Origin of the sequence: Micropruina glycogenica (assembly GCF_900289045.1) — a bacterium.
GTDB lineage: Bacteria > Actinomycetota > Actinomycetes > Propionibacteriales > Propionibacteriaceae > Micropruina > Micropruina glycogenica.
On sequence record NZ_LT985188.1, the window covers coordinates 903,160 to 929,207 of the forward strand.

The window sequence follows — 26,048 nt, forward strand, 5'->3', positions numbered from 1 at the left end:
AGCAGGATCCCTTGTCGGCGCTTGTGCCGTCGCGGACACCGCACGCTGTGCCAGCCTGTTGCGCTGGAGCGTTCCGTCGACTCCTGACCGGCTCACCCCGAAGCTGGGCGATCTCCGGTCAGCACCTCGGCCAGGTCGGGGGCCGAGGCAGGATCGATGGTCACCGCCGCCGTGAGCGCGCGGGCCAACGACGCGATCTCCTCCGGCGCGGCCCGGGTGTGGGCGGCGAACCACAGCTCGCCACGCGGGCCGGCCAGCACCCTTCGCCAGTAGCGCGTGACCACGAGGTCCGGCAGCCGGTAGAGCGCCCGCAGGTTACCCGGCACCTCCGCGCGATCGCCCAGGGCCCGAAAGGCCTGCCTGGTAGCGCGCACCATCCGCCGCAGCCCCGGCCCGTCCGCCGCCAACCGCGCGGCGTCACCGCGGTGCCGCAACAGCGCCACGCCGATCGGCACGATGAAGGCGGCGTGCCCCAGCAGCCACCCCTCGATGTCGTCGCTGCGCCGGGTTCGGAAGCCCGCGGCCTCAAACGCCGCCTGGGCCGAGTCGAGTCGCGCCGTCCGATGTCCGTCAACTTCACCGAGCATGGTGCGCTGCTGCGGGATCAACACGTAACGCACCACGTCCGCGTCGCGGACCCCGCCGACCGCGGGGAACCCGAAGAACGCCCGACCCTCCAACGCCTCGGACAACCACCGGGTCCGGTTGGCGGTGTTGCCGAAGAACAGCATGTCGCATTCCGAAGGAAGCCGCCGCAGCGCCGGGGCCACGTCGTCGAGCTGGTCCTCGCGCACCGCCACCACCACCAGGTCGTACGCCTCCTCCGGCGAGATCGTGGCCACCGGGGCCACCGTCGGCGCATTCTGCTCACCGGTCCCGGCATCGACCAGCACCAGCCCGCGATCCCGCAGAGCGTCGAGCCGGTGACCCCGCGCCAGCATCGCCACGGAATGTCCAGACTCCGCCAGCGCCCCGGCGTACACGCTGCCGATCACGCCGGCACCGACCATCAGGATCCGCATCGCCGACCTCCCCTCACCTCACCAGCACCCCCGACGCCGCCGGCGGGAACCCACAGACACATCCTGCGCCAATAGACAACGTCAACCGATCAGCGATCCCGTTCGGGCGTCGCTCAAGGGTGGTGGCGCGCAGGCGAGGCGCTGCGCCAAAGGACTGGGGCCACCGCGCAAGCGCCGATCGCGAGAAGGGTGATCACCGCCTGACCAACGCGACCAGCTGTCACGCCTCCGGCAGTATCGAAGGCGTAGTTCGCGACGCCGTTGGCCACGGCGTCGGAGACGAGGACCGCCACCGCCAGCAGAACTCCACTGCGGTGGCGACGAGCCAGCAGCACGGCCGCGAGAGGATCGAGTACCAGCAGAGCTGTGAAGTAGACCCGGAGCCCGCCAGGCAGTCCGGGGTAGGGGTCGAAGCCACTGATAAGAAGCTGCGCCGCGTGGACGGCCGTGCCGTAGATCAAGATGACCACGAGCAGCAGCACGGTGCCGCGGATCCGCCGCGGTGCGCCGGGCCAGAGTCGGATCACAAGTCCAGCGTGCCAGTCGACTGCGGGATCCCTCAGAGCGCGTCCCGCGCCACGCTCCGCAAGAAGAACCACCCGCGATGACACACGGAGCCCGCACGGAGGAAGGGCCGACATTGCCGCCGTCACCGAATGCCGATCCGCTTGCGGAAGCGCGCTGAGCACCAGGCCGAACCGGCCTGTCGGCCCCGGCTGGGGCGCTGGAGCGTGCGGGCGGTCTGTGGGATGCCCTTGGTCTTGCGGGCCTTGGGTGCCCGTCCGGGTGCGCTCGTCACCGCGTCGGCGGCGGGACGGCCCTGGGCGACGTCGGATCGGACGCGGGCGTCGACGGCCGCCCGGTTCACGATGTGGTCGAGTCCCTGCGCCATCGCCTTACGTCGCTCGGCGCTGTCGTATGACTGTCCCGCGTCCTCGCGCATCTCTGAGGCGCGGCCGTGCTCGGCGTCCGCCTGGGCACGAGCCCTGTCCACTTCGGCCTGGGCGGCCGCGACCGGTCCCGCCTGCTCCGCGTCGATGGCGTCGGCCAGCTCGGGGTCGACGTCCTGACTACGGGCCTCAGCTTCTGCCCTGCGGGCGTCGGCCTCGGCCGCTCGGTCGGTCGCGTCAGCGGCGGCCATCAACCCGACCGCTTCCGCGCGATCACCGCTTGCTCCGCTGCGCTCCTCGGCGGCTTGGGAGCGTGCTCGATCGGCGCGTGCGATCGCCTCTGCGACGGCAGCCGGCTCATCCCCACCGGTGACGTCGACGCCGTACCGGTTGCGCACTTCCTCGACGATCCGCTGCTCGGCGCGCACCGCCTCGGGGTCGACCTCACTCCACGCCTTCGCTGTGGTGTAAGCCTTCGTCACGTCCTGGGCGGTGGCTGTGTCCCACCACTCAGGCCGATGCACTGGGGACAGGGACGCGCGCGCCGCGCCCCGCTCGGCGGCCATCCGTGCGGCGTGCTCGCGGGCGGCCTGCTCGCTCCGTGCCTGGGCGTCGCGGGCCTGCTCCTCGCGCATCCGGGCGAGCTGCTCACCCATCCGCGCGGCCGCCGTCATCGCGACGTGAGTCACTCCCTGTAGAGCCTCGTCGATGCCGTCGCTGTCTTGCGTGCTCATCGCCGCACTCTCCTTCCCTCGTTACCGCTCGACTCCGTGGTCTCGCTCTGCTCCTGGTCCGTTCCTGCCAGCGGCCGTGGTGCTGCGCGGCCGCTGCGGCTCGATCCGGTTCGGAACCGGCGACCCGGGCGTGCGCTGCGGCCCGCCCTGCGCCTGCCGCGCAGTGCGCACCACCTCGGCGGCCTTGGTGTCGGGGTGACCGACCGGGCCGGGGTCGGGCAGGCGTGCCGACACCGTTGCCAGGTCGCGTCGGATGGCGCGCTCGATCTGCGCTGCTCGGCGTGCGTCCTGGTCGGCGCGGTGCATGTCGTAGACGGCCTTGGCGAGGTTCGCGAGCTGACGCAACATCACCGCTTGGGCTACCGCTCCGCGTCCTCCCTTGGCGGCCGAGATGAGCAGCATCGCAGCACCCGAGGCTGACGCCTTCGGTGCCCGCTCCGGGCGTACTGGCCGACGGCGTAGCTCCGCCGTGCGGGCCAGGGCGTCCGACGTGGCGGCCAGCGGCCCGGGGGTCTCCTCGACCCGCGCGGACCACGCCGCGAACGCACCGGACGTCTGCCGCGCGACCCGCGCCCACGTGTCGCGGTCCTCGATCGGGACCGACCGTAACTGCTCGCGCAGCCGCTCCAAGTCGGCACCCACCTCGCGCCACAAGGCAGGGTCCGGCTCGCGCATCTCCCGCCCTTTCGAAGCTGCCCGCCGCGCCCGCCGTCGCGAACTGCGGCGCGCCCTCAACGACCGCGTCCCCACCCTTGTCCGCCGCGACCCGGACACGACACCTGAGGCTCCGCCTCGTCGATCGCGGCTACGCACCTACGAGGAGGACGACGAATGACCCAGGCGTTCATCATCACCAAGGAACACCGACGCTTCACCGAGTTCGCGAACGCTGTCCGCGCCGAGCAAACCATCGGCATCTGCCACGGCGACGCCGGCGTTGGGAAGACCAACTCCGCCCGCCGCTACGCCAACTGGGACGCCTTGGAGCCCTACCTCGACACTTGGGGTCCGCGCAGCGACGACGACGCGAAGCACTACGCCCTCGCCAATCGTGCCCGTACAGTCTTCTACACCCCGGAAGTCCTGCCCCGGCACCGCGAGCTGGTCCGCGACATTGACCACTGGGTCAGCCGCCTCGGCGTCTGCATCGAGGAGCACCAACGCGCCATCGGCAAGGTCACCGGTACCCACGTCGGTGACGCAACCCGCTGGGTGGAGCTCCTCATCGTCGACGAAGCTGAACGACTCACACCCACCGCCCTAGAGATGCTCCGCGACCGATACGACCGCACCCAGCTCGCCATCATCCTCATCGGCATGCCAGGGATCGACCAACGGTTTCGGCACTACCCCCAGCTCTACAGTCGCCTCGGTTTCTCCCACCGGTACCGCGCCCTCGGTCGTGACGAACTCCTCTTCGTCCTCGACCGCCACTGGAAGCATCTGGGCCGCACCCTGAACCCCGACGACTTCACCGACGCTCAAGCCGTCGCCGCCATCGAACGCATCACCCGCGGCAACTTCCGACTCCTCGAACGACTCTTCCCCCAGATCAACCGCGTTCTCAACTGGAGACCATCACCGACGACGTCGTCGAAGCAGCCGCCAGCACGCTCGTCATCGGCGCCTAAGCCCGCCATCGAAGGATCCCAGTACGCCGCCACTGATCGGTGAACTCCACAGAAATGGCGGGCAACTCGTACTCTCGCGGTGAAGGTGCCTTATGTGAGAGATCGGGTGGAGCGGGTGATCTGCGGACCGTGCAGGAACAGCCACACGGCGGGGGACTGCATCGACACGGTTGCCGGCCGGGTCTCGCCCTGGCGGCACTGCGCCTGCCAGCACCGCCGCCGCTCCGATGAGTCCTCGCCTGGGCGCATCCAGTTGGGCCGACACGCGGGCTGGCGTCTACCGGAGGGCGCACGCAGCGTCGCCGCACCGACGCGGTGGGCCAACCCGTTCCGGCCAAGCCGCCGCACCTTGGAGGCCAACGCGGCCGCCGTCGACGCTTTCATCGCCTGGCTTGGTGACCAACCTGAGCTGGTGGCGGCCGCGAAGCTCGAACTCCGAGGACGTGACCTCGCCTGCTGGTGCACGCCTGATCTTCCCTGCCACGCCGATGTCTGGCTGGCGATCGCCAACGGTGAAACATCACAGCCAGATACGGGATACGCGTAACGCGTAACAAGCAAGGAGGAAAGTCATGCTGGTTGGCTACGCCCGGGTCTCCACCGATCGCCAGGACGTTGAGTCGCAGCGGGCGGCGCTGTTGGCGCTCGGGGTGACGACTGAGCGGATCTACAGCGACGAGGGTTCACCGGCAAGAACACGTCGCGCCCGGCGTTGCAGCTGGCAATGGCTGCGGTCCGCGACGGCGACGAGCTGGTGGTCACCAAGTTGGATCGGCTGGCCCGCTCGGTGCCCGACCTGCGGGCGATCCTGGGCGGCCTGTACAGCAGGGGAGTGCGGGTCCGCATCGGCAACACCGTCTACGATCCGTCCGACCCGATGGGCCGCCTCCTGGTCAACGTGCTCGCGATGGTGGCCGAGTTCGAAGCCGACCTGATCAGCGCCCGCACCAAGGCCGGCATGGAAGTCGCCCGGTCCAAGGCGACCCTGCACGGCCTGGCCCGGCTCGACCCCGCTGGCCATCAGCAGTCCCCAGGGCAAGCTCAAGGGCAAGGCGCCCAAGCTGAACACCCGTCAGGCCGGGCACTTGGTCGAACTGTACGAGGCGAAGTCGCACACGGTCGGCGAGTTGGCCCAGCGGTTCGGGATCTCGCACGCCACCGTCTACCGGACAGTGCAGCGCCGCGCAGAACAGTCACCACAGGCCGAGTCCCCTGAACTTCCAAGCTGACACTCTGAGGGCCGTCTCGTCACCCGTCCAGTGGCAGCGTGGGCAACGAGTCAACGATGGCCATCGTTTCGATCGACACCCTCGTCACCCGCTTGACCAGGTCGATGATGTAGCGAGGGTCGTCATGCTCGCTGCCCCAATCGTTGGGGTCGTTAACGATGCCTGATGCCTTATCGGTCTTCACCTGGTACCGGTCAATCAGCCAATCAAGCGCGGAGCGAGAGCCCAGCATGTACCGGTGAGCGTCCGCAGGCACGTCGCCGACGGTGATGTGCTTGTTGAAGACGAGAGCCTTCTTCGTGTTCTTGTCGGCCCAGCGCATCTTCTGGACCCGGTACAACTCCCACGGGTCGCCGCTGAGCGGTCCCTGCTCCGCCAGCGGGTACGGCTGCACCGACTCATAGCTGACGTGCAAGGCGGCGAGGCGACTGCCGGCGGCCGCGAACGCCTCGAAGTCCTCCCGTGAGCCCACCATGGGAATGCGGGGCAGCATGAGCTTCAGGTCCGCGGCGAAGGTTGCGCGGTACTGCTCCGAGTGCAGCACCCCGTACACGTAGTAGAAGACGTCGTCCTTGGTGACGTGGGGCCCGAACGCGTCTTGGTAGACCGCCAGGATGCCGTCTGTGACGTTGTCGATGCGGCGGTAGCCCCACTCGTCGACGTCGGACGGCGTCTGAAGCAGGGAGCCCTGCACGACATCGGTCACCTTCTCGTAGGTCCAGCGGGGAAAGAACTGCGCTGGGTAGACGAACATGTTGAGATCCGGCAGCTGATCTGTTGCTAGTGCGGCGAACTTAGTGCCCGGGCGGGGAGCCATCGCGCAGATACCAATGTTTGAGTGAGCAGGCGTGGGGAAGATGTTACTGAGTCGGTAGATCATCGCGTTCAACGGGCGATCAAAGTAGCCGTTGACGCGACAAAATGGTCTGTAGGTGCTCATGCGTACTGCTTGAGACGCGAAGGCGTGCTGGATGCCACGAGTGGCGTCACGGATCAACTCTCGGTTCCAGCTGATCCGTGCTGGATCGTTGTCGATGCGCTCCTGAACTCCTTCAATGCTCCGAGCCTGCTCGTTGTAAGTCGCGATCATGCGCTTGATGTTGCTGGTGACCGCGACTTTGGAGAAGTTGTAGCACCACGCATCTCGTCCTGAAGCCAAGCCCAACGAGTAGGTGTCGAAGTGGGGCGGGAGCGCGCTGCTCCGCTCCTTTGAACCGAGCATGGGAAACTGCGAGAAGATCTCGCTGCGCTGGTTAACCCAATCACCGGATTTGTTGGGATCTAGTAGCAGCCAGGGCACTGTGTGCAGCTGGGACTCTTCGAGTTGTACGAGTTTCTGTTCTCGGGTTTGGTAGTCGGGTACGCCGTAGTAGTGCAGCTGGCAGGGAGCGGTGCGGTTTGCGCCTTTGGTTGCGATGAGGATGGCGACCCCCGTGCGGGCGCCTGATCCGAAGACCTTGCCGCCTTCCTGTCGCGAGAGCTCGCCGGCCGTGCGTTGGTTGCCCCGAAGGTTGTAGATCCAGATAGTGCTGAATTCGTCGGTGAAGGTCTTGCGGATGCCGTCGGCGCTGTTGCCGTCGATCCAGCCGTTGTTTGAGACGAAGCCGATGACGCCTTGCTCGCCGACCCTGTCGCTAGCCCACCTAAATGCGCGCACGTAGGAGTCGTACATGGTCCTGCTGCTGGTCGCCTCGGACTGGGCGACGTACGTGTCCGCGATCCTTGCATCAAGCGTTTCGTAAGCCAGGTTTGCGTTGTCATCGTTGGCTGAGCCCTGGCCCACCGAGTAGGGCGGATTTCCGATGATGACTTTGATGGGGGCTTCGAGTTGGGCTTCGATGCGTTCGTTGTTGACGGGGATGAGGCTGGTGTCGGCTCGGTCGCCTTCTTCGGTGATCTGGAAGGTGTCGGTGAGGGTGGCGCCGTTGAACGGCTGGTAGGGCACCTCCTGGTTGTGGTTCTGCTCTTGTTGGATGGCTTGGTAGGTGGTTTCGATGTTGACGCAGGCGATGTAGTAGGCGAGCAGCATGATTTCGTTGGCCCACAGCTCACCGGCGTACTTCCTCGCGAGGTCTTCAGGCCGGATGATTCCGGACTCGAGGAGCCGAACCGTGAAGGTGCCGGTCCCGGTGAAGGGGTCGAGGATGTGCACGCCTTGGTCGGTGAGGCCGTAGCTGAATTGTTGGCGGCAAACGTCGTCGGTCATGCGGAGGATGAAGTCGACGATTTCGACGGGTGTGTAGACGACGCCGAGTGAGCTGGATTGTTTGGGGAAGGCTTTCTTGAAGAAGTCTTCGTACAGGTCTTGGATGACGGTTTGGCGGCCGCCGGGGGTGTGGATGCTGGCGGCACGGTTGCGGACCGAGTCGTAGAACTTCTGCAGGCTGGCGGTTTCGGCGTCGAGGCCGTGGCCGGCGAGGGCGTCGACCATGGTTTGCATGGTGATCGAGACCGGGTTGTGGGCGGCGAAGCTGTCGTGTTCGAACAGGGCGTCGAAGACGGGTTTGGTGATCAGGTGCTGGCTGAGCATGTTGACGGCGGCGTCGCGGTCGATGGAGTCGTTGAGGTTGGCCTGCAAGCCTTCCAGGAAGGCGTCGAACTGCTCGGTGACGGCAGGGTCGTCGGTGTTGAGGATGGCGTTGATGCGGGCGGTCTGGTTGGCGCTGATGTCGACCACATCGTCGGCCCATTGGTCCCAGTAGAGCCGGTCGCCGCAGTGCTTGACGATGCGGGCCAGGATCGAGTCGCGCCACTGGTCGAGGCCGAACAGCGGCATCTGCAACCCGGTGTCGGTGGTGGTGGTGAGCGGGTTGCCTTCGGCGTCGTCGGTGGGGCCGCCTTTGCCGATCAGGTCGATGGTGACTTTGCCCTTGGTGTCCTTGTCGAGGTCGATCGAGTTGATCATGGCGTTGAACCGGTCGTCGTGGGAGCGCAGCGCGTTCAGCACGTCCCACACGACCTTGAACCGCTTGTTGTCCTTGAGCGCTTCTTCCGGGGCGAGGCCGGCGGGGATCGCCACCGGCAAGATGACGTAGCCGAACTGTTTGCCTTTGGCTTTGCGCATCACCCGACCAACTGACTGCACGACGTCGACCAGGCTGTTGCGGGGGTGCAGGAACAGCACCGCATCGAGTGCGGGAACGTCGACGCCTTCGGACAGGCAGCGGGCATTGGTCAGCACCCGGCATTCCCCCTCGGGGACGGGGGCTTTGAGCCAGGCCAGCTCGTCGGCGCGTTTGAGGGCGTTCATGGTGCCGTCGACGTGGCGCACCTCACACGCCAGCCGCGGCCCGTCACCGTCGCCGTTATCGGTGAGGGTTTCGACGACTTGGGGGAAGGCTTCGGCGAAGCCCTTGGAGGCGCGGATGTCTTTGAGGAAGGCGACGGCGCGTTGCATCGGGGTTGGGTTGGGGCCGAAGTCGGCGTCGGTGGTGCGTTTGGCGAGCCCGTTCCAGCAGCCGACGATCTTGGCCGCATCATCGAGGCTGAGTTCGTGATTGCTGTCGGCGAGGCTGCCCTGCAATCCCTCGGCGATCGCGTCGCCTTCGACGACGAGCACCATCACCTTGTAGTCGGCCAGCAGGCGTTGCTCGACGGCTTCGCCGAAGCCGAGCCGGTGGAACTCAGGCCCGTACAGGTGCTCGTCGTCCATGGAGGTGAGCACGGCGGAGGCTTCTTCGGCCTTCTGTTTGACCTGATCGCCGTAGATGCGTGGGGTGGCGGTCATGTACAGCCGTTTGGCTGCGGGCAGGTAGTTGTTGTCGTGGACGCGCATGAACGCGGACTCGTCGGGTTCGCCGACCAGCCGTACCCCGGTGGTGCGGTGCGCTTCGTCGCACAGGATCAGGTCGAACGGTTCACCGGCCTGCTGTTGGGCTTGGGCGACGACGTCGATCGACTGGTAGGTGGAGAACACCACCGTCATCGCCTTGCCGCGCCGACCGACCCCGGCCAGGTTCTCCACCAGGCGTTCCACGTTGGTGGTGGGCAACGGTATGTCGTGGGTGGTGATGTCCTCGGCCTGCCGGCCCGCTTTGGTGTCGGAGCACACCACCAGCGGCGAGATGTCGATCTGGGTCTGCGCCATCCATTCCCGCAGCGACTGCGACACCAACGAGATCGACGGCGCCAGGAACAACACCTTTAGCCGGCCGCCGTTGTCGTCACACATGCCTTCGGCCAGCCGCAGCGAGGTGAACGTCTTGCCGGTACCGCACGCCGAAATCCACTTGCCCCGATCGTGGCTGGTGAACCCGTCACGGATGGCGTCGATCGCCGCCTTCTGGTGTTGGCGCAGCCCGTACTTGACGGCCTTCTTCAACTCGAAGGCGAGCTGGTGTGGCTGCGTTTGCATCCAGTCGATCGGCGATTCGGCAATGTCGGCCAGGCCGATGCGTTGCACCGGGATCTGCTGGTTGGCCAGCGCGTTCTCGGCATGGTTCGACCACCGGTCGGTGGTGGAGATGATGATGCGGTTGGTGAAATGGACCCCGTCCCACGACTTGCCGGAGGCGGTGAAGAACGAGTCGATGTCGGCCTTCTGCAGGGTCTGTTTCGGGTCGTAGAACTTGCACTGGATCGCCGTCCACTCCCCGGAGGCCTTGGTGCGAGCCACCAGGTCGATACCGGCATCGTGGCTGTGCTCGTTGTGTGACCAGTCGGGCCAGCGTTGCACCTCGTCGTAGGTGGCGGCCAGGGTCGGGTCCAGCTGGAAGTACTGCACCATCAACTTCTCGAACCGCTCACCCCGCTCCGCATTCGACGTGGCGATACGGAACTGCTCGATCACCTCATGAACGGTGGTCCTGATAGCCAACGCTGGCTCCTCACACACGGGGGCTGGTGCGGCTCACGTTAGCGGCTGGCCACCGGCGCCGGGACGCTTCCCGGCACATGCGACTACCGCTTGCCGAGGCTGGGAAGCCCGCCCTGGACGAAGCGGACCCTGTTCCGTTTCGGCATGGTCGGGGTGGTGCGAGGATCGCTTCGCAGGCTGCGCATCACGTTGTCGCCCAGCTGGTGCTGCAGCCGTCTGCGTTGCCGGTCCAGCTGCATGGCTTGGAGGGCTTCGGCGCGGCTCAGTTGGCTGTAGAGCCGTTTGTGCTCCAACGGTGCCAGCTTGCGTTTCACCGCGGCCAGCTGCCGTCTTTGTGATTCCCTGACCTTCTCCTTCGCCGCTTCCTTCTGGGCCTGCTTCAGCTTCTTGAGAGCTTTCATCTGGGCTTTGCTGGCCTGCTTCGGCGCGGTTGGCACAGTGGTGATGCTAGCCGTGGCAGGCGCCTGCCGTTGCAGAGCACGGAGAGACGGCGCCTCTGTCTCAGCCCGGGTACCCGTCCGGGCAATCAACTTTGGCTTCGGTTTGTCCGAGAACGGTCTGTCGCTGCCGCGCTAAAGGGAGTGAGGCGACCTTTTCGCCAGCAACAGATGCAGGGAGGGGCGAGGGTGTTACGGCAGGCTTCCTGGCCTCCTAGCGAGAGGACTGCGGCTGCGGTCCGGAGAGGGTCACAATGGCTCAACGGAGGGCTGGCGATGAGCAGCAGCCCAGTTTGGACTCGTGGTGGGCTGAGCCTGAGGAGGTTCGGGTTGAACAGGTTCGGTCGGTTCGCGTGGGAGTCGTGGAGGGTGCTGGCACCGACGGCGCTGGCACAGATCCCGGATCCCAACGGTCACTTCTCGAGGTTGGGGGAGACAGCGTTGGCGCAGTGGAGCGATCTGTGGCCCGAGCTGGTGGAACCGGATCGGGAGGGGGAGGACTTCCACCACAAGGCGGGTCGGATCGAGGCGGCCAAGATGCAGGCGGAGGAGATGATCCGGGCCGAGTTGCTGGTCCCGCCACCGGAGGTTCAGGAGGCGGACGACGAGCCGGGACTGTTGGCCGAGGTGGTCCAGGCCTGGCAGGAAGTGACGACGGAGGATCTGGAGCGGTAACCGCCGACGTGGCGACGGCCACGTTTCGGCCATCGGGGCAGCAGGATCTGGCGCCGTCGGGGGAGAAGTCCAGGATCGCGGCGAACCTGGCCGCGTTGGAGTTGCTGCGGACGGTGCAGGCCGAGCAGCGGCCGGCGACCGCTGATGAGCAGCGTGTGCTGGCCCGGTGGGGCGGCTGGGGGGCCCAGGGTGTGGCGCAGGTACTGGATGAGAATCGGGTCGAGTTCGAGCCGGAACGGACCCGGCTGCGCGAGTTGTTGTCGCCGCAGGAGTATGCGGCGGCCCGGTTGACGACGATCAACGCCCACTACACGGATGCGGCCGTGGTCGAGCAGGTGTGGCGGGCCGTGGAGGCGTTGGGGTTCGTCGAGGGTCGGGTGTTGGAGCCGGGCTGCGGGGCGGGCACGTTCATCGGGTACGCGCCGGTGGCGGCGGCGATGACGGGGGTGGAGCTGGACCCGTCCACGGCGGCGATCGCTGGCCTGCTGTATCCGGAGGCGACGATCCGGGCGGAGAGTTTCGCCACCACCAGGTTCCCGGCTGGCCATTTCGATGCTGCGGTGGGCAATGTGCCGTTCGCTGAGGTGGTGTTGCATGATCCCCGCTATAACCCGGCCCGGTTGAAGATGCACAACCATTTCATCGTCAAGAGCCTGCAGATGGTCCGGCCCGGTGGGGTGGTGGCGGTGCTCACGTCCCGCTGGACGATGGATGCCACCAACCCGGCCGCCCGCACCGCGATCGCCGACCTGGCCGATCTGGTGTGCGCGGTCCGGTTGCCGTCCAAGACGCACTGGCGTGCCGCCGGCACCGAGGCCGTCACCGACGTGCTGATCCTGCGCCGCCGCGAACCCGACCGAGAACCGGCCCCGACTGGATGGCTCGCCACCGTGCCGGTCGAACTGACCGGTCCCCGCGGCGAGTTGGAGATGGTGCCGCTCAACAGCTACTGGGGTGAGCATCCGCAGCGCGTGCTTGGCGAGCCGGTGTTGGAGGTCGGCCTGCACGGCTTCGCCGGTTTGGCGATCCGGCCGACGGTGCCGCTGGAGCAGGTACCGGTCCTGCTCGGCGCTCAGCTCGAGGCGGCGGCGGCCGAGGCCCACCACGCCGGGCTGGGGATGACGCCGCGCAGCGTGGAGCAGCAGACTCAGGTGGCCGGCTGGGTGCCGGCGGTGGAGGGTGCGGTCGACGGGCAGCTCATCGCCCGCCGCGACGGCAGCTTTGCTGTCATCGAGGACGGCGGAGAGGTCACGATCACGGTACCGAAGACCCAAGCGGTCGAGGTGCGGGCCCTGATCGAGCTACGTGACACCGCCCGCAGCCTGATCGCCGCCGAAGCCGACAGCCTGGACGACAGCCCCGGACTGGACCAGGCACGCGACCATCTGGCGATGCTGTGGCGCTCCTACGTGGCCCGGTACGGTCCGATCAACCGGTTCAACCCGCGCCGCAGCGGCCGCACCGATCCCGAGACGGGGGAGGAGATCATCTCCAGGGTGGTGCCGCCGGCGGTCCGGCTGGTGACCCGCTCCACCTTCGGCACGGTGGTGTCGGCGTTGGAAGTCTTCGACGAGCTCGCCCAAACCGCGCAGCCGGCCTCACTGCTGCAGCACCGGCTGATCGTGCCTCGGCAACCCGTCCAGGGAGTCGAGACCGCCGCGGACGGGCTGGCGGTGGTGCTGGACAGCTTGGGCCGCGTCGACATCGGCGAGATCGCCGCCCTGATGGGGGTCGAACCGGCCCGGGCAATCGCCGAACTGGGGGATCAGGTGTTCCAGGTGCCTGGCACCGACCAGTGGCAGACCCGCGCCCACTACCTCTCCGGTGACGTGCGTACCAAACTGGACCAGGCACGGGCAGCCGAGGCGGAATCACCCGGCCACTACAGCGGTCATGTGGCTGTGTTGGAGGCGGTGCTGCCTGAACCGATCGGAGCGGGCGACATCGCGGTGCGGCTGGGGGCTGTGTGGATCCCCGACACCGACCATCAGCAATTCTTGGCTGAACTGCTCAACGACCGGCACGGTCACGTCGAGGTCACCCACCTGACCGGGTCGCAGTGGGACGTGAAAGGCCCCAAGTGGGGAGTGGAGGCCACCACCGAGTGGGGCACCCGTCGGATGCCGGCCGGCACCTTGATGGGTCATTTGATCGCGCAACGTGCGATCGTCGTGCACGACACGTTGGCAGACGGCAGCCGAGTCCTGAATCCGACCGAAACCGAAGCGGCCCAGGAAAAGGCCCGGCTGATGCAGGAACGCTTCGCCGCCTGGGTGTGGGAAGAACCAGAGCGCGCCACCCGGCTGCTCACCGAGTACAACCGGCGCTTCAACTCCACAGTGCTGCGCGACTACACCGCAGACGGGCAACGGTTGACTCTGCCCGGCCTGGCGAAATCATTCACCCCACGCCGCCACCAGCTCTCCGCTGTGGCCAGGATGATCAACGAACCCTGCGTCGGGCTGTTCCATGATGTGGGGGCCGGGAAGACCGCCGAGATGATCATCGGCGCCACCGAACTGCGCCGCCTCGGACTGATCCGCAAACCTGCAGTGGTGGTACCCAACAACATGCTGATGCAGTTCGCCACCGACTGGCTGCAGCTGTATCCGCAAGCGAAGATCCTGGCCGCCTCCACCGATGACCTGACCGCCGACAACCGGCGCCGCTTCGTCGCGAGGGTTGCCACCAACGACTGGGACGGGGTGATCATGACCCGCACCGCGTTCGAGCGGCTCACCCTCACCCCGGAGCATGAAGCCGACTACCAGGATCGCCAACTCGACCAGGTACGCGAAGCCCTGATCGCAGTGAAACACGCCAAGGGCGAGTCGGTGAGCGTGAAACGGCTGGAGAAGGCGGTGCTGCGCGCCGAGGAGAAACTGAAGGAGCTGCGGGACCGGGTCACCGATCCCGACCTGCACTTCGAGTACACCGGCATCGACTACCTGGTGGTCGACGAAATGCACCAGTACAAGAACCTGGCCACCACCTCCGCCATCCCCGATGCCAACATCCTCGGCTCGAAACGGGCCACCGACCTGCACGCCAAGGTCGACTACCTGCGCCACACCAACGGCAACCGGGTACTGACCGGGGCCACCGCCACCCCGCTGGCCAACAGCATCACCGAAATGTATGTGGTGCAGCGCTACCTCGACCCCGACGCCCTGAACCGCGCCGGCCTGACCGACTTCGACAGCTGGGCAGCCACATTCGGTGAAGTCGTCACCGGCCCCGAACTGGCAGTGGCCGGCGGCGGCCGGTTCAAGGTGAAGAACCGATTCGCCCGGTTCACCAACGTGCCCGAACTACTCGCCATGTTCCACGCCTTCGGCGACGTGAAAACCGCCGCCGACCTGGACTTGCCCACCCCGCTCATTGAGGCACGCCCCGACGGGAAACGGATCCCGCGGCCGATCGTGGTGCCGGCCAGCGACCAACTGCTCGGCTTCATTACCGAACTCGGCCGCCGCAGCGACAACGTCAGCTACGCCACCGCCGGCGAGGACAACATGCTCAACATTTGCACCGACGGCCGCAAAGCAGCCCTGTCGATGCGGCTGGTCGACCCAACCAGCCGCGACAACGGCAAGATCGACACCGCCGCCGACGAACTGGCCAGGGTCTGGAAACGGACCCGACACAACCGCTACCTCGACCCCGACACCGGCCAGGACTCACCCAATCCCGGCTCCCTGCAGATCGTGTTCTGCGACCTGGCCACCCCCTCCAACCGATGGAACGCCTACCATGCGCTGCGCGACGCACTCATCGCCCGCGGACTTCCGCCGGGCAGCATCCGGTTCATCCACGACGCCACCAGCGACGTCGAGAAAGCGAAACTGTTCGCGGCCTGCCGCAACGGACACGTCGCCGTCCTGATCGGCAGCACCGAGAAGATGGGCGTCGGCACCAACATCCAAACCCGCGCCGTGCACCTGATGGACCTCGACGCACCGTGGCGGCCCGCCGACGTCGCACAACGCCACGGCCGCATCCTGCGGCAAGGCAACCAGAACCCCGAGATCGCCATCACCCAGGTCATCACCGAGAACTCTTTCGACGCCTACATGTGGCAAACCCTGGAACGCAAGGCCGCCTTCATCGACCAGATCATGTCCGGACGCGGCGTCAACCGGGCCACCGGGGACATCGGCGACGCGACCCTTAACGCGGCAGAAGCCAAAGCCCTCTCCTCCGGCAATCCGCTCCTGCTCGACCTGGCCGTGGCTGAACAAGAACTCGCGCGACTCACCCGGCTCGAACGCGCCCACACCACCACCCAGCACACCCTGGCCACCACACTGACTCATTCCCAGCAGGCACTCGAATCCACCAAGGCTCGCATCGAGCGGCTCCACCAGATGGCCGCCCGCACAGTGCCCACCCACGGCACCCTGTTCGCGCTCACTCTGGCCAGCTCGGGCCGCACCATCACCGATCGGGCCGAAGCCGCGGCCCATCTCGACCGGGCACTCGCCGGACTCCGAGAAGCCCCGGTGGCGATCGGAACGCTCGGCGGCCACCACCTCACCGCCTCGGCCCAAACCCGCTGGGACACCCACGGCAGCCCATGGCGCCACACCACGTGGAGCATCACCGGTGACACAGATCTCCACACCACCACCGCCTGGCGCATCGGTAGCGACGGGCGTCCAGTCGACCTCGGCACCATCGCCCGACTCGAACACCTCGTAGCGGGGATCCCAACAGCCTTCGAGCACGCCACGACACACTCCGAGGAACTGCAGCACACCATTGCCCAAGCGCGGCGCCTCCACGGTCACCCGTTCACGTTCGCCGCCGAACTCGCCGCAGCACGCCTCCGCTACGCCGACTTGACCCGACAGTTGACCGAGCAGACCAATCAGACCCCGGCATGGGAAGTGGTTGCACCGTCGTCGGCCGCCAGACCAATCACTGATCCGCCGCCTCTTGGCCCGGGCCGAGGCCGCGGGGGTCCAGCCATCTAGGGGAAAGCCGTACCTGGCGGCCAAATTATTCCGCGGAATATTCGCACCTGCTGCATCGGGACATGATCCGACGCGATCCTCAATGGTTATGCCTGACCGGGGAGGCGACTCCCGCCTGATGTGACCGGGCCCAACCTGTTCTATGGGTTGATGCGTGCTCCTGGTCGCAGCCGGCCTTCTGCTTCCGGCCACACCTCGCCTTCGTTGTACTCGGCTTCCATTCGCTGGCACCACGAGAGGAGCGCCTGTTCGGTGAAGCGGCTGGCGGTGAAGCTGGGGTCGGCAGCTTGCTGCAGCCCAATAACGGTGGCACGCACACGGGCGGCGAGCTGGGGCTCGATTCTGGCTGCCCAAGGGATGCGAGTCACAGTCCACCGCGGTTCAGCAGCCACCTGTGGGCTGCGCCGGAGGCGTTCGCAACTGTCAAGATCTTAGTAATTCAGTCCTCCCAGGGGCGGGAACCGGCGGTTGCGTCAAGCTGGGCCTGTTCCCACTCGGTCGGTACGTAGCCAACGACGCTGCGCAGAAGGGCGAAGTAGCGCACATGAACCGGGCCCCACGCTGCTTGCGCGTCCCGGACATGCTTCTCTAGCACCGCCAAGGCGATCACCCACGCGACCCGCTGACGTTGCTGCTCCGGCACTGCCGAGAGCGATCGTCGCCACGTCCAGTCGCCGAGGCCATCCGAGGTCAAGTCGGCTGCCCGCGCCAACTCGTAGGCCAGGTCGCTGCCGCCCTTGGCCAGCATCGACAGCCCGTTCAAAGTGAGAGTGACAAGCGCCTCCTGCACCGTGCTGCTTGGCACCTTCGTGACCGCAGCCTCACGTAGCGCGTGGCCGCGCGTGGTTTCGGCAGCCAAACGTTGTCGCCGGTCAGTCGATTCATCACTGCGTGCGGCATGGATCAGGTAGTAGTCCGGCTTCTCCGTACGCGTGGGTACCACCAGCAGGTTCTTGTCGGCGGCCGCGGCTTTGATCTCCGAAAGCTTGTAGATCTGGTGGGTGAATCGAGCCGGGCCAAGCCGCGATTGGACATCGTCGCAGAACTCACCGTGCAGCTCCTCGGCCCGGAGGTGCGCAGCTCGCCTACCACCTTCGACGGCACGGTCCTCCGTGACTCGTCGGACCAGGGCGTCAAGATCAGTGGCCCGCGCTCCGTCGTTGGCTACGTACTCCTCAGATTCCGTGTCGGAGCTGATCTCTACCTTGCTCGACCCCTCATGGAGTGACTCGACCAATGCGAGCCCGACGCGTTCAGCCAGATCGTCATCCTTGGCTGCGACCAGTCGCAGCGCCTCATCCACCCCGACCCGACCGCTATCGACTGCGTCCTGGATGGACGTCGGAAGAGTGAGGAGCTTCAATCGCTTCGCAACGTGACCCTGAGAGACGCCAGTCTCTCCCGCGATCTGTTGCTGGGTGAGGCCTTCCTTGTCGATCAGCCTTCGGTACTGCTGCGCCTCTTCAATCGGGGTAAGGCGGAGTGCCTTGGCGGTATGAAGGCGAATCAACGACTCATCAACGTCCACGCCGCGAACCTGATACGGCACCTCCAGCCGGCCACTGTGACGCGCCGCGGCGAGACGCCGCATCCCGTCCTGCGCCACCCATCGCTTGCCCTCAACGGCCTGGGCGTCCTCAGGGTGCCTCCTCAACCAGTCATCGACCGGGGTTACCAGGATGGGAACCAACACACCCACCCTGCTGATCGACGGCACGAGGTCGTCGATGCGCTGCACCCGGCCCCGAGGGTTGCGCGGATTGTCCGCAATCTCATCCACGGCAAGCCTGTGGTTGCTCCCAACGCCATCGCGGAGTGAGGTGACTATGCCGCCGCTTGTGCGCTCACTCCTCGGCTGACTGGCCTTGCCCATGTGCGGGACCTCCCACCGTGTTTGCATTGCAAACAATGCCTTGGAATCGGGTCCACAACGACCAGGCGCACCGTTGGCGTGTCCGAAAAGTCTTCCCCGGGCCGGCTCTATAAGAGGTGAGAGGGCCTTGGCCCGCGATGTGAAGACGGGAGTAGCGATCACGATGCTGGAGCTCGTTGCTGGCCATGTGCGCGCCGCAGTGAGCGAACTGCTCCGGAACGCAGCCGACGTGGAGGCGCTTCAGATCGCGATGAGCCTGCTTGAGATACAAGAGGAGCTGGACTGTCTCAACGTGATCCCCGCACACATCGCTGAACCGATGACGCCACGAGCCTCCATAGAAGCAGCCAGGGGACTGCTGATGGCCAGCGGGGTCGAGCCGGACTTGTGCCGACGACTGGTCGCGCTAACGGGGCAAATGCCACCGACGGGAGAGTGCTGAGGTGGCCGCCACAGTCGGTGAACTACTCCAGCGGATGCGCGAGCAGGCCTGGCGGATCGAGACAGGCGAGGCCCGCCGCAATGAGGATGACCTTGACGATGGGGCACCGGGAGGCTGGCCCGCGCTGGCGCGTAATGCGGAGCGCTTGTTGACTCACCTCGAACTGGATCGAGCTACACGAAGTGCTTTGGTGCGGTTGCAGTCGACGGTGGTCCAATCGCGCGCGGAAGACCCCAGACTTCGATCGATGGTTGCGACAGCGGGGGCGCTAGGAGACGTCGTCGCCAGCAACGCCGGAATCGTGATGCGCGCCCCAGTCCCGGAGAGGATCCGATTACAGATCTCCGTGGAGGCGACCCTGCACGGCCTGGCCCGCTGGGCATCGCGGCAAACCGATGTGTCGGTACCGATGCGGGCAGCCCTGCTCGATCTGATGCAGGCCACGGAGACCGCCGCCTTGATGCCGCCCGCTCATCGATCAAGCGCGCTCGAGTTTCTGTCGCTGACCCACGACGAGGCGTTGACCGGAGTCATCACTAAGTGGGCGGCCGTCGCCGAACGACACCTGAGCGGCCCCGGCCAGCTAACGAGCTACGACCTGCAGAGCACGGCCGGGATGATCGCCATAATGTGCGGCCGCGCCGCAGAATCGTCACGATTCGTCGCTCACCGCGATCGTACGGATCAGACACCCGAGGCGCTTCTGCGGGCCTTCGCCGCGTGGCGGGATGCAGCAGCATGGCCCGACCACGTCCGCTTGGGCGTCGGAAAATCTGGCGATCTGCGCCGCGCTACAGGTGCCCTGATGGCCGCCCTCGACGGCCCCATGACGGACAGGCTTGGACCACTCGAACGCCTACTGGTGGTCCAAGACGGTGTCCATCGGGCTGAGGGAGTGGCCGAGGCACACCGAACTGCGTTGGCTGCCATTTCTACCCAAAGGCAACTGTGGGTATCAGCTGCGAGCCTTTCGCCCCGCTACCTCGCGGCACACCCGCACATTCGACCAACCGGTTGGGCGCTGGACCCTGATGGACAGGTGGGGCTGCGCCTGCTCACCAACGTTGACAGGGCGCAGGGAGTGCTGCGTGATGCCGTCACGTCTCTGGATCGGGCTGCGCTCATAACCTCCAGCGCGATCCAGGCCCCACCGGGCCGCGACCCCGACGACTTGCACAAGTGGGAGATTGTGACTAGCCATCCCTCCACGCAGCCTGAACAGTCCGCACTCAGCAGTCGCTCCTCGAACTTCCCGGTGAGCTTGTGAAATGTCGACGACAACTCGACCAGGCTGGTCCGCGACCGCTATGTGCCGTATCGCCGGACTGCCAGTCCGCTACTGGTGATATCCCGAACCTGGCGACCGTCGAAACCGGCTGCCGTGGGACCAGCAGCCTCTCACTGATGTAGCCGATGATCGAGAGCTTGTCGAGATCCGTCCGGTCATGCCGAGAGTCGGATGTGTGCCTGCGTGAGGTGGTCACTCTTCCGGGAATGCGTCAATAGTCCTGGTGACCTCGCGCGCGCCGACGCGTGTCAAAAGGGAGTCGATCTGAGCCTCGGCGCCACTCTGCAACGTCCTCTAATGGGTACACCCCTTGCGCGAAAACTGCCGGATACTAGACCCGTGCCCTACCAAGGGCATGCCCTTGGCGCTACTTGTCGGCGGGCCCGCCGTCTTCAGAGGACGCCGCTCCAGGCTGCGCCGTGATCGAGTCAAGTAGGGCGTCAAGGTTGCGGGCGTCTTCGGAGGCGTCAAGGTACTCCTCGTATTGCTTCAGGGCGTTCGCGATCAACTGGTCGTAGTAAACGATCCGTCCATTGATCTGCGCGAGAAGCGAGTTCGTATATTCACCGTCGGTCATCAAGGTCTTAGTCACGACCTTCGGGAATTCTCCGATCACGAATACCACTTCGATGTCGGGATTGCTGTTCCCTTCCTTGACTAGCACTTCCTTGAGCGCTACCGCATAACGACCCCCCTGGTTACGGAGGTCGTCAATGTCGGGCTTGACGTTGTAGCGCTTCAACTCCACGATGATGTGCTTGCCGCCCGTGGTGGCGTACCGGATGTCGATGCGACCTCTTTCCTCCATCTCATCCGCGCCGAGTCCGAAGTCGTCTCTAGCCACCTTCTTAAGGCTCTGCTCGATCCGCTGGCTCCCAGCGGCGCGCTCCCAGGACGCATCGAGCAGCCAGAGGTGCTCGAAGAGGTGTCTCTGAAGAACCTTCTCCTTCTCGTTCGCGTCCGAGAGGTTCTGGAACTGGTCGATTGCCTCGATTCGAGAACGGAGGATGTCAACCCAGAGACCGGCCTCATACTCGGCCTGTCGGCCCAAGAGCGCGAGAAGGTCCTCCGCGGTCATGCGTGAGAGCGAGTCCAGCTCTGCCGTCGCCTTGCGAAGTCCCACGCGGGCGAACGCCAAAATACCTGAGCGGAACAGGTCCTTGCGATGCCCTTCGGATCCGGACTCGAAATCCAAGCTCGCTATGGTTCCCAGCATTGCCTTGGCCGAATCTCGCTGGTATTCCGCCAGCCCATCTACCCACTCCTGGAGCTTGGGGTAGCGTGTCAGGACGTCGAGTACCTCCTTCTTCGGGCGATGGTTGGACCATGTCTCAGACGCCGACACAAACGCCTTCCGAAGGAAGTCGCGCAATGCGACGACCCGTTCGTCGTCCTCAATAAGGCGTTGCCGATCACTCGTCGCGATATCCTCGAGGGCATCGTCGTCCAGGAAGTCGGCCTCAATCTGGCCCGTGACATAGTTGCCGAAGACTCGACTGAAGTCGAGCTTCTCGATGATACCCTCTTGAATGGGTCGCTTACGAGCCAGCACGATAATGTTCTTGAGCGAGCCGGCCTCCTCGTCCCTCGTGAGATCAGTGGGCTGCTTGGCCGTGCCGAACCACCCTCGGACAAACCATTCCCTGGCTTCGTCAATGACGCCATTGAGGGGAAATCTCGCCACGTTATGCGGAAGGGCGCTGTCAGGAATCTTGTCGTCTCCGAACTCCCAGATGAACTGAAGGCTCTTCAGTTCTTGGCGATCAAGCCAGTTGAGCCGATTCCCGTTGATGACGATTGAGAAGCCACCTTCCGTAGGGGGCGTCTGGTCGAGAACGTCGAACCGGCGGGCGAGACGCTTCCGGAGGGCGGTCGCGGTGAGGTCGGCGCGTTTCGTACGGAGCGAGGTCAACTCCAGCACCGTGCCTTGGGAGTCGTAGCCTTCGGGAACCTCTGTGACCTCTTGCGGCTCGTACTCATGGCCAGAGTTGATCCTGGCTTTGAGGTCGTCGGCGTCGATGCGGAAGGCGTTGGTCTCACCGTCTTTTGTCGAGTAAACCGTCACTACGTCGGCGATCGAGAACACGGACAGCTTGCCGATCCCCTTGCGCCCCATGAATGCGCGGCCGAATCTTGGCGAGACATGGCCCTCGTTGGCCTCGTCGCGCTTCCTGTATCCAACCATGAGGAAGCGGTTGTTCATGTCGTCAACCGACATGCCGTTTCCGTCATCCCTAACGAGGACAGACTCACCTTGCTTCCACTCGATGTCGACGCTGGTGGCATCGGCGTCGTAGGCGTTCGCGACGAGCTCGGACAGCACAGCGGCGGCGTTGCTGTAGAGGTTGATGCCCAGCGAGTCGAGAACTGACAGCCCGACACTCATCTTGTACTTGCCCATGATGAGCAGAATGCTACCGACGCTCAGGCAGCCTCGGTGGCCTTGCGCACATGGTGAAGCAGATGCTGCCCGGCGGCCTTGGCGATGGGCGGCGGGACTGCGTTGCCGATCATGCGTCCAACGGTCGAGAAGTGAACGGGCTTGCCCGGCTCGACAAAGGCGTACTCGCGCGGGAAGCCTTGGAGGATAGCGGCCTCGCGCAGGGAGATGGCACGGTCCTGCTCCGGATGGCCGAATCGTCCTGTGCCAAAGTTGAACGCCATCGTGGTGATGGTCGGGGAGGGGTCGTCCCAGGTCATGCGGGCGTATACGTTGCGAAAAGACGCACCTGTGCTCTTGCGGTGACACGGCGCGCGCAGCTCCTCGGGCCACTCTTCCCACGTGCCACCCGGAGAGCTCGCTTGGATGCGCTGGAGGTTAGTCGCCGATAGAACCCGCGCTTTGTGCAACCGATCGTTCGGGTCCGACTCGCCGGCCGCCAGCGACGGGAGTCCCGCAATGGCGTGTCGTACCGAGACAGCCTCAGCACGGGGGTTAGGTGGAGATGGCGTTGACACCTCACCGAGCAGTGACGCGCTCAGGACGAGCCGTCGCCTCTGTTGGGGCAGGCCATACGCGGGGCCATGACACACACCGAATGCAACGCAGTAGCCGAGCGTCCTCAGCGCTGACACGAAGCGGGAGAAGACATCAGAGCTGCCGATGCGAGGGACGTTCTCCATCGTGACCAGCTCAGGCCGCGACTCTCGCACTAGACGGCCGAATTCGTCTAGAAGTGGCCAGCTCGCCTCGCCGCTCGTGTCCGCGCCGCGCCGATAGGCCGAAAAGGGCTGGCACGGTGCACAGCCAGCGAGCAGCCTGACATGTCCGGGGGCCCAGGTGCGTGTGAGCATCTCGCCTGTGATGTCGCGCACGTCGGCGGCCAGGAACGGCGCCTCGATGTTCGCCTCGTAGGGATACCGACATGCTTCTTCAACGTCAATGCCAGCCGCAATGCTCATTCCCGCTTGGCGGAGGCCCAGTGATAACCCGCCCGCACCGCTGAAGAGGTCGATCACGGAGACCCGCACCGTGCTTTCGGTCACCACGCTCGGGCCGACACTGTAGCTATCACGGACTCCAGCCTACGGAAGTTACGCTCGTCCGTCGACGCCGACGCTCGGGTTCGCGTCGTAACCGATCGTCCTGAAGTCCTACGCATCACTGGGTCAGCGAGGTTCACGGCGGAGACGCGGACGGTGAGCCGAGAGCTTGCGCTAGCTGGCGTGGATCGTTGTAGTCCCTCGCCAGGCCGACGAGTCTCCAACTCCTCCATAGACCTGGCTTCACTCCCGCGCGGGGTCCAGGCCGCGCTCGCGCAGTAGATGGACTCGGCTTAACTCAACTGCGAGGGCTGGGGTGCCGACGCGCCAGTTGAGGATCACCAGACCCCGGCCCGGTCCTATGCCGCCGCGACGGCACGGCACGATCACCCTGCCGTGGCTCGGGGCCGTTCTCGCCCTTGGCTTTGCTGATTCTGGCTCTTGGAGGTCAAGGCGCCGGCTTCGCCGGCCGGGCTGCGGTCCGTGTCCTCGCTCGCTGCGCTCGCTGCGGGCCGGTCCTCACCCTGATCAGACGCCCGCAGTCTTCGTTTCCGGGATATGCGTCAGACTAGCTGAATACCGACATAACCAAGGGCAATGCTCCCGACGACAGATAACAAAGCAACATACAGCCGTGTCCGATGTAGTTGCGACGGGTAGTAAGAACCGCGCACAGAAAAAGCCAGTCTCAAAGCTCGCCACGCAACAACGATGCCAGTTACAAATCCAATTGTCGCTAAAGAAATAACCAAAGTCACGCGTGCCACATGGTTTTCCTGAAGACCAAGAAACGCGGCTATACTCAAGAAATCAGCGACAACTGATACCGCCGTCAAAGAAGTTTCAATCGGCCGTTTTCCAGAGTCACTCATTGGTTCTCCAGCGGCCGCTTTCACTGAAGAAACGTGGCATAGGAAATGCAGATAGCCTAAGTTGCGTGGCTTTGATCCGCATGTAACTCCATGCTTCACGCTGAGCAACGTCATTCATCACTTCTCCCACCAAGGAGGCGAGTTCAGCGGCCAACTCGACGGTGGCGTCCTCCTCGGTCTGACGTTTATGTGCTAGGAACAGACGAAACCAATACAACAGAACACCCACCGCGGGAAGCAGCGTAAAGGGTATCGCCAGCGCGGTGTACTGGAAGTCTGCTTCTCTGTACATGAATTGCACAACTAGGAACATTGAAGCGAGCATCGAAAGAGCCGCCCCGACGATAAGGGATACGATCGCAAAGCTGCGATTCTGAGCGTGTTGCTGCCGACCCTCTGCCTGCGCTAACAGTCGCTCGGCAGCGCGCAGCGCATGCTCGAGGTCCTCACCCGTGGCCAACTTCCATTTGCTTGACTTCGAGTGACGGCTTAGCCAGGAGACACCCTCAGGAAGTGATTCAGACATTCGTCAACTCCTCCAAAGTCTCCATTAGAGCCTCAATCGAGGCGCCCGCCTGAGCTGTGTTTAGCTCACTTGATGCGTTGATTCTACCTCTGGCTGAATCGAAGAGATAGTCTGCGGCCCCCGTGCTGACGGGCAGCATTCTGTATTGCAGGCGATTTGTCCCCACTCGCTGGAGAAGTTCTCTCGCTATCGAGGAAAAATCACTATCTCCGTGTATATAGTAGCGATTACGCGCCGCTTCGATCTCTGACCAGTAGAGATCGACCTTATTTACGATCACGAGCAGCCACTTTGGCGCCGCATTGGGCGTCATGTAATGCTTTCCTTGAATCCTGCTGCATATGTCATCAAAAGCGCGGACTTCTTGCGCTCTGTTCCGTGCAATTAATGTCGGTCGATCGAAGGGGGTGACTCCGGCAGCGACTGCGTCCGCAGTGACGGGCCAGATGTGATCAAAACCGTTCGCAACAACATGAATTACTCCATCAAGAATTGTTTGAGACCCAAACAACTCTTCCAGCAACGCATGCCGAACTCTTCCGTCCTGTCCTGGCACTGTCGTAAGGGCAAGTTTTCGTCGGGACGGTCGCTTGACTAGGTATCCGTCATCTTCCAAGGTGCTCATAGCCGCTGACGGATTGTTACCCGTCAAGCTAGCCCACAGTTGCGTCTTCCCCGCTCCGGAACTTCCAGTCATAACGATGGGCACGCCAAACCGCGGCAGGATTCGTCGCTTCCCCTGGACGCCCCCCGCCGTGGCATTTCCTATCCGATGGACAGCGTCCAACCATGAGACCACACCCACACCCTAGTGGTTTACCTTGGGTCCAAGCGCGGACAAGGTGCTCCTCACTATGAACTTCCTTGGCGATGGCTCTCATAGCACAGGTATGGCATGGCGCACCAAGCCATCAGGTGCATGACGGCAGGCTAGCCTTCCGTACCTGATCAGACATGTGGCGTGCGCCCTACTTCAGCCCGCGGACCTCTCAGTTCGACCTCAAATCCCTGGGTCGTGGGTTTGAGCCCGACCGTTCCAGCTGCCTAGACGCGCGTGCCTGCGATCATCTGGCAGTCGAACTGACGGTCAAGGGACCCCCCTCGTTTCCGAGTCCGGACCTGTCTAGCCAGCACGTTTGCCTAGGGATGCGCTG

At 64.9% G+C, this 26,048-nt stretch carries 19 protein-coding genes and 1 pseudogene; 8 read left to right on the forward strand and 12 right to left on the reverse strand.

Translation table 11 applies throughout. The features are described from left to right. Nucleotides 1-92: 92 nt before the first annotated feature. The 4 genes from MPLG2_RS04225 to MPLG2_RS18290 form a co-directional block, all read right to left on the reverse strand. A complete protein-coding gene (locus MPLG2_RS04225) occupies nt 93-1,022 on the reverse strand; it encodes a ketopantoate reductase family protein (RefSeq protein WP_105185066.1) in 930 nt (309 codons plus the stop codon). 113 nt (nt 1,023-1,135) lie between these two features. Next, nucleotides 1,136-1,549: a hypothetical protein gene (locus tag MPLG2_RS04230; protein ID WP_197710076.1), complete on the reverse strand. Its 414-nt coding sequence runs from the start codon at nt 1,547-1,549 to the stop codon at nt 1,136-1,138. A 122-nt stretch (nt 1,550-1,671) separates the two neighbouring features. Then, nucleotides 1,672-2,646, reverse strand: coding sequence for a hypothetical protein (locus MPLG2_RS04235; protein WP_105185067.1), 975 nt, complete (start codon nt 2,644-2,646; stop codon nt 1,672-1,674). 21 nt (nt 2,647-2,667) lie between these two features. Next, entirely contained in the window at nt 2,668-3,321 is a 654-nt protein-coding gene (locus MPLG2_RS18290; RefSeq protein ID WP_158680863.1) for a serine/threonine-protein kinase, read from the reverse strand. Between the two features lie 156 nt (nt 3,322-3,477). On the opposite strand from MPLG2_RS18290, the gene MPLG2_RS04250 reads away from it, so the two are divergent. The 4 genes and pseudogenes from MPLG2_RS04250 (at nt 3,478) to MPLG2_RS19275 (ending at nt 5,506) form a co-directional block, all read left to right on the forward strand. Then, a complete protein-coding gene (locus MPLG2_RS04250) occupies nt 3,478-4,320 on the forward strand; it encodes an AAA family ATPase (protein WP_231935796.1) in 843 nt (280 codons plus the stop codon). A gap of 51 nt (nt 4,321-4,371) precedes the next feature. Then, nucleotides 4,372-4,824, forward strand: coding sequence for a DUF4326 domain-containing protein (locus tag MPLG2_RS04255; RefSeq protein ID WP_197710077.1), 453 nt, complete (start codon nt 4,372-4,374; stop codon nt 4,822-4,824). A gap of 25 nt (nt 4,825-4,849) precedes the next feature. After that, nucleotides 4,850-5,196 (forward strand): annotated as a pseudogene (locus MPLG2_RS19270) (recombinase family protein); the annotation flags it as partial. A gap of 166 nt (nt 5,197-5,362) precedes the next feature. After that, on the forward strand, nt 5,363-5,506 hold the full coding sequence (locus tag MPLG2_RS19275) for a helix-turn-helix domain-containing protein (RefSeq protein WP_231935798.1): 144 nt from the start codon (nt 5,363-5,365) through the stop codon (nt 5,504-5,506). A gap of 19 nt (nt 5,507-5,525) precedes the next feature. Here the strand turns inward: MPLG2_RS19275 and MPLG2_RS04265 are convergent, their stop codons facing one another. Together MPLG2_RS04265 and MPLG2_RS04270 are read right to left on the reverse strand one after the other, a co-directional pair. Beyond that, a complete protein-coding gene (locus MPLG2_RS04265) occupies nt 5,526-10,340 on the reverse strand; it encodes a DEAD/DEAH box helicase (protein WP_231935800.1) in 4,815 nt (1,604 codons plus the stop codon). A gap of 65 nt (nt 10,341-10,405) precedes the next feature. Then, nucleotides 10,406-10,759 (reverse strand): hypothetical protein, encoded by a 354-nt coding sequence (locus tag MPLG2_RS04270; protein ID WP_105185070.1) that lies wholly within the window; start codon nt 10,757-10,759, stop codon nt 10,406-10,408. A 276-nt stretch (nt 10,760-11,035) separates the two neighbouring features. Here MPLG2_RS04270 and MPLG2_RS04275 point away from each other — a divergent pair, with 276 nt between their 5' ends. Continuing rightward, nucleotides 11,036-11,434 (forward strand): TnpV protein, encoded by a 399-nt coding sequence (locus MPLG2_RS04275; RefSeq protein WP_105185071.1) that lies wholly within the window; start codon nt 11,036-11,038, stop codon nt 11,432-11,434. Nucleotides 11,435-11,442: 8 nt separating this feature from the next. After that, nucleotides 11,443-16,410, forward strand: coding sequence for a helicase-related protein (locus tag MPLG2_RS04280; RefSeq protein WP_105185072.1), 4,968 nt, complete (start codon nt 11,443-11,445; stop codon nt 16,408-16,410). A 439-nt stretch (nt 16,411-16,849) separates the two neighbouring features. Here MPLG2_RS04280 and MPLG2_RS04285 read toward each other — a convergent pair whose 3' ends face one another. Beyond that, on the reverse strand, nt 16,850-18,190 hold the full coding sequence (locus MPLG2_RS04285; RefSeq protein ID WP_158680864.1) for a ParB/RepB/Spo0J family partition protein: 1,341 nt from the start codon (nt 18,188-18,190) through the stop codon (nt 16,850-16,852). A 220-nt stretch (nt 18,191-18,410) separates the two neighbouring features. On the opposite strand from MPLG2_RS04285, the gene MPLG2_RS04290 reads away from it, so the two are divergent. Both MPLG2_RS04290 and MPLG2_RS04295 read left to right on the forward strand, forming a co-directional pair. Further along, entirely contained in the window at nt 18,411-18,725 is a 315-nt protein-coding gene (locus MPLG2_RS04290) for a hypothetical protein (RefSeq protein ID WP_158680865.1), read from the forward strand. 1 nt (nt 18,726) lies between these two features. Further along, nucleotides 18,727-19,992, forward strand: coding sequence for a hypothetical protein (locus tag MPLG2_RS04295; RefSeq protein ID WP_158680866.1), 1,266 nt, complete (start codon nt 18,727-18,729; stop codon nt 19,990-19,992). A 388-nt stretch (nt 19,993-20,380) separates the two neighbouring features. Here MPLG2_RS04295 and MPLG2_RS04300 read toward each other — a convergent pair whose 3' ends face one another. The 5 genes from MPLG2_RS04300 to MPLG2_RS18300 all read right to left on the reverse strand — a co-directional run bounded on the left by MPLG2_RS04300 (nt 20,381) and on the right by MPLG2_RS18300 (nt 25,519). Further along, nucleotides 20,381-22,414 carry a BbrUII/HgiDII family restriction enzyme gene (locus MPLG2_RS04300; RefSeq protein WP_105185076.1) on the reverse strand — a complete coding sequence of 678 codons (2,034 nt, stop codon included), beginning with the start codon at nt 22,412-22,414 and terminating at the stop codon, nt 20,381-20,383. Nucleotides 22,415-22,437: 23 nt separating this feature from the next. Further along, complete coding sequence (locus tag MPLG2_RS04305; protein ID WP_197710078.1) at nt 22,438-23,502, reverse strand: DNA cytosine methyltransferase; 1,065 nt, start codon at nt 23,500-23,502, stop codon at nt 22,438-22,440. A gap of 557 nt (nt 23,503-24,059) precedes the next feature. Further along, nucleotides 24,060-24,368, reverse strand: a complete 309-nt coding sequence (locus MPLG2_RS18295) for a hypothetical protein (protein WP_158680867.1) — start codon at nt 24,366-24,368, stop codon at nt 24,060-24,062. Next, nucleotides 24,361-24,894, reverse strand: a complete 534-nt coding sequence (locus tag MPLG2_RS04310; RefSeq protein ID WP_158680868.1) for a hypothetical protein — start codon at nt 24,892-24,894, stop codon at nt 24,361-24,363. Before MPLG2_RS04310 ends, MPLG2_RS18295 begins: the two co-directional genes overlap by 8 nt. After that, complete coding sequence (locus tag MPLG2_RS18300; protein WP_158680869.1) at nt 24,887-25,519, reverse strand: hypothetical protein; 633 nt, start codon at nt 25,517-25,519, stop codon at nt 24,887-24,889. Before MPLG2_RS18300 ends, MPLG2_RS04310 begins: the two co-directional genes overlap by 8 nt. Nucleotides 25,520-26,048: the final 529 nt, after the last annotated feature.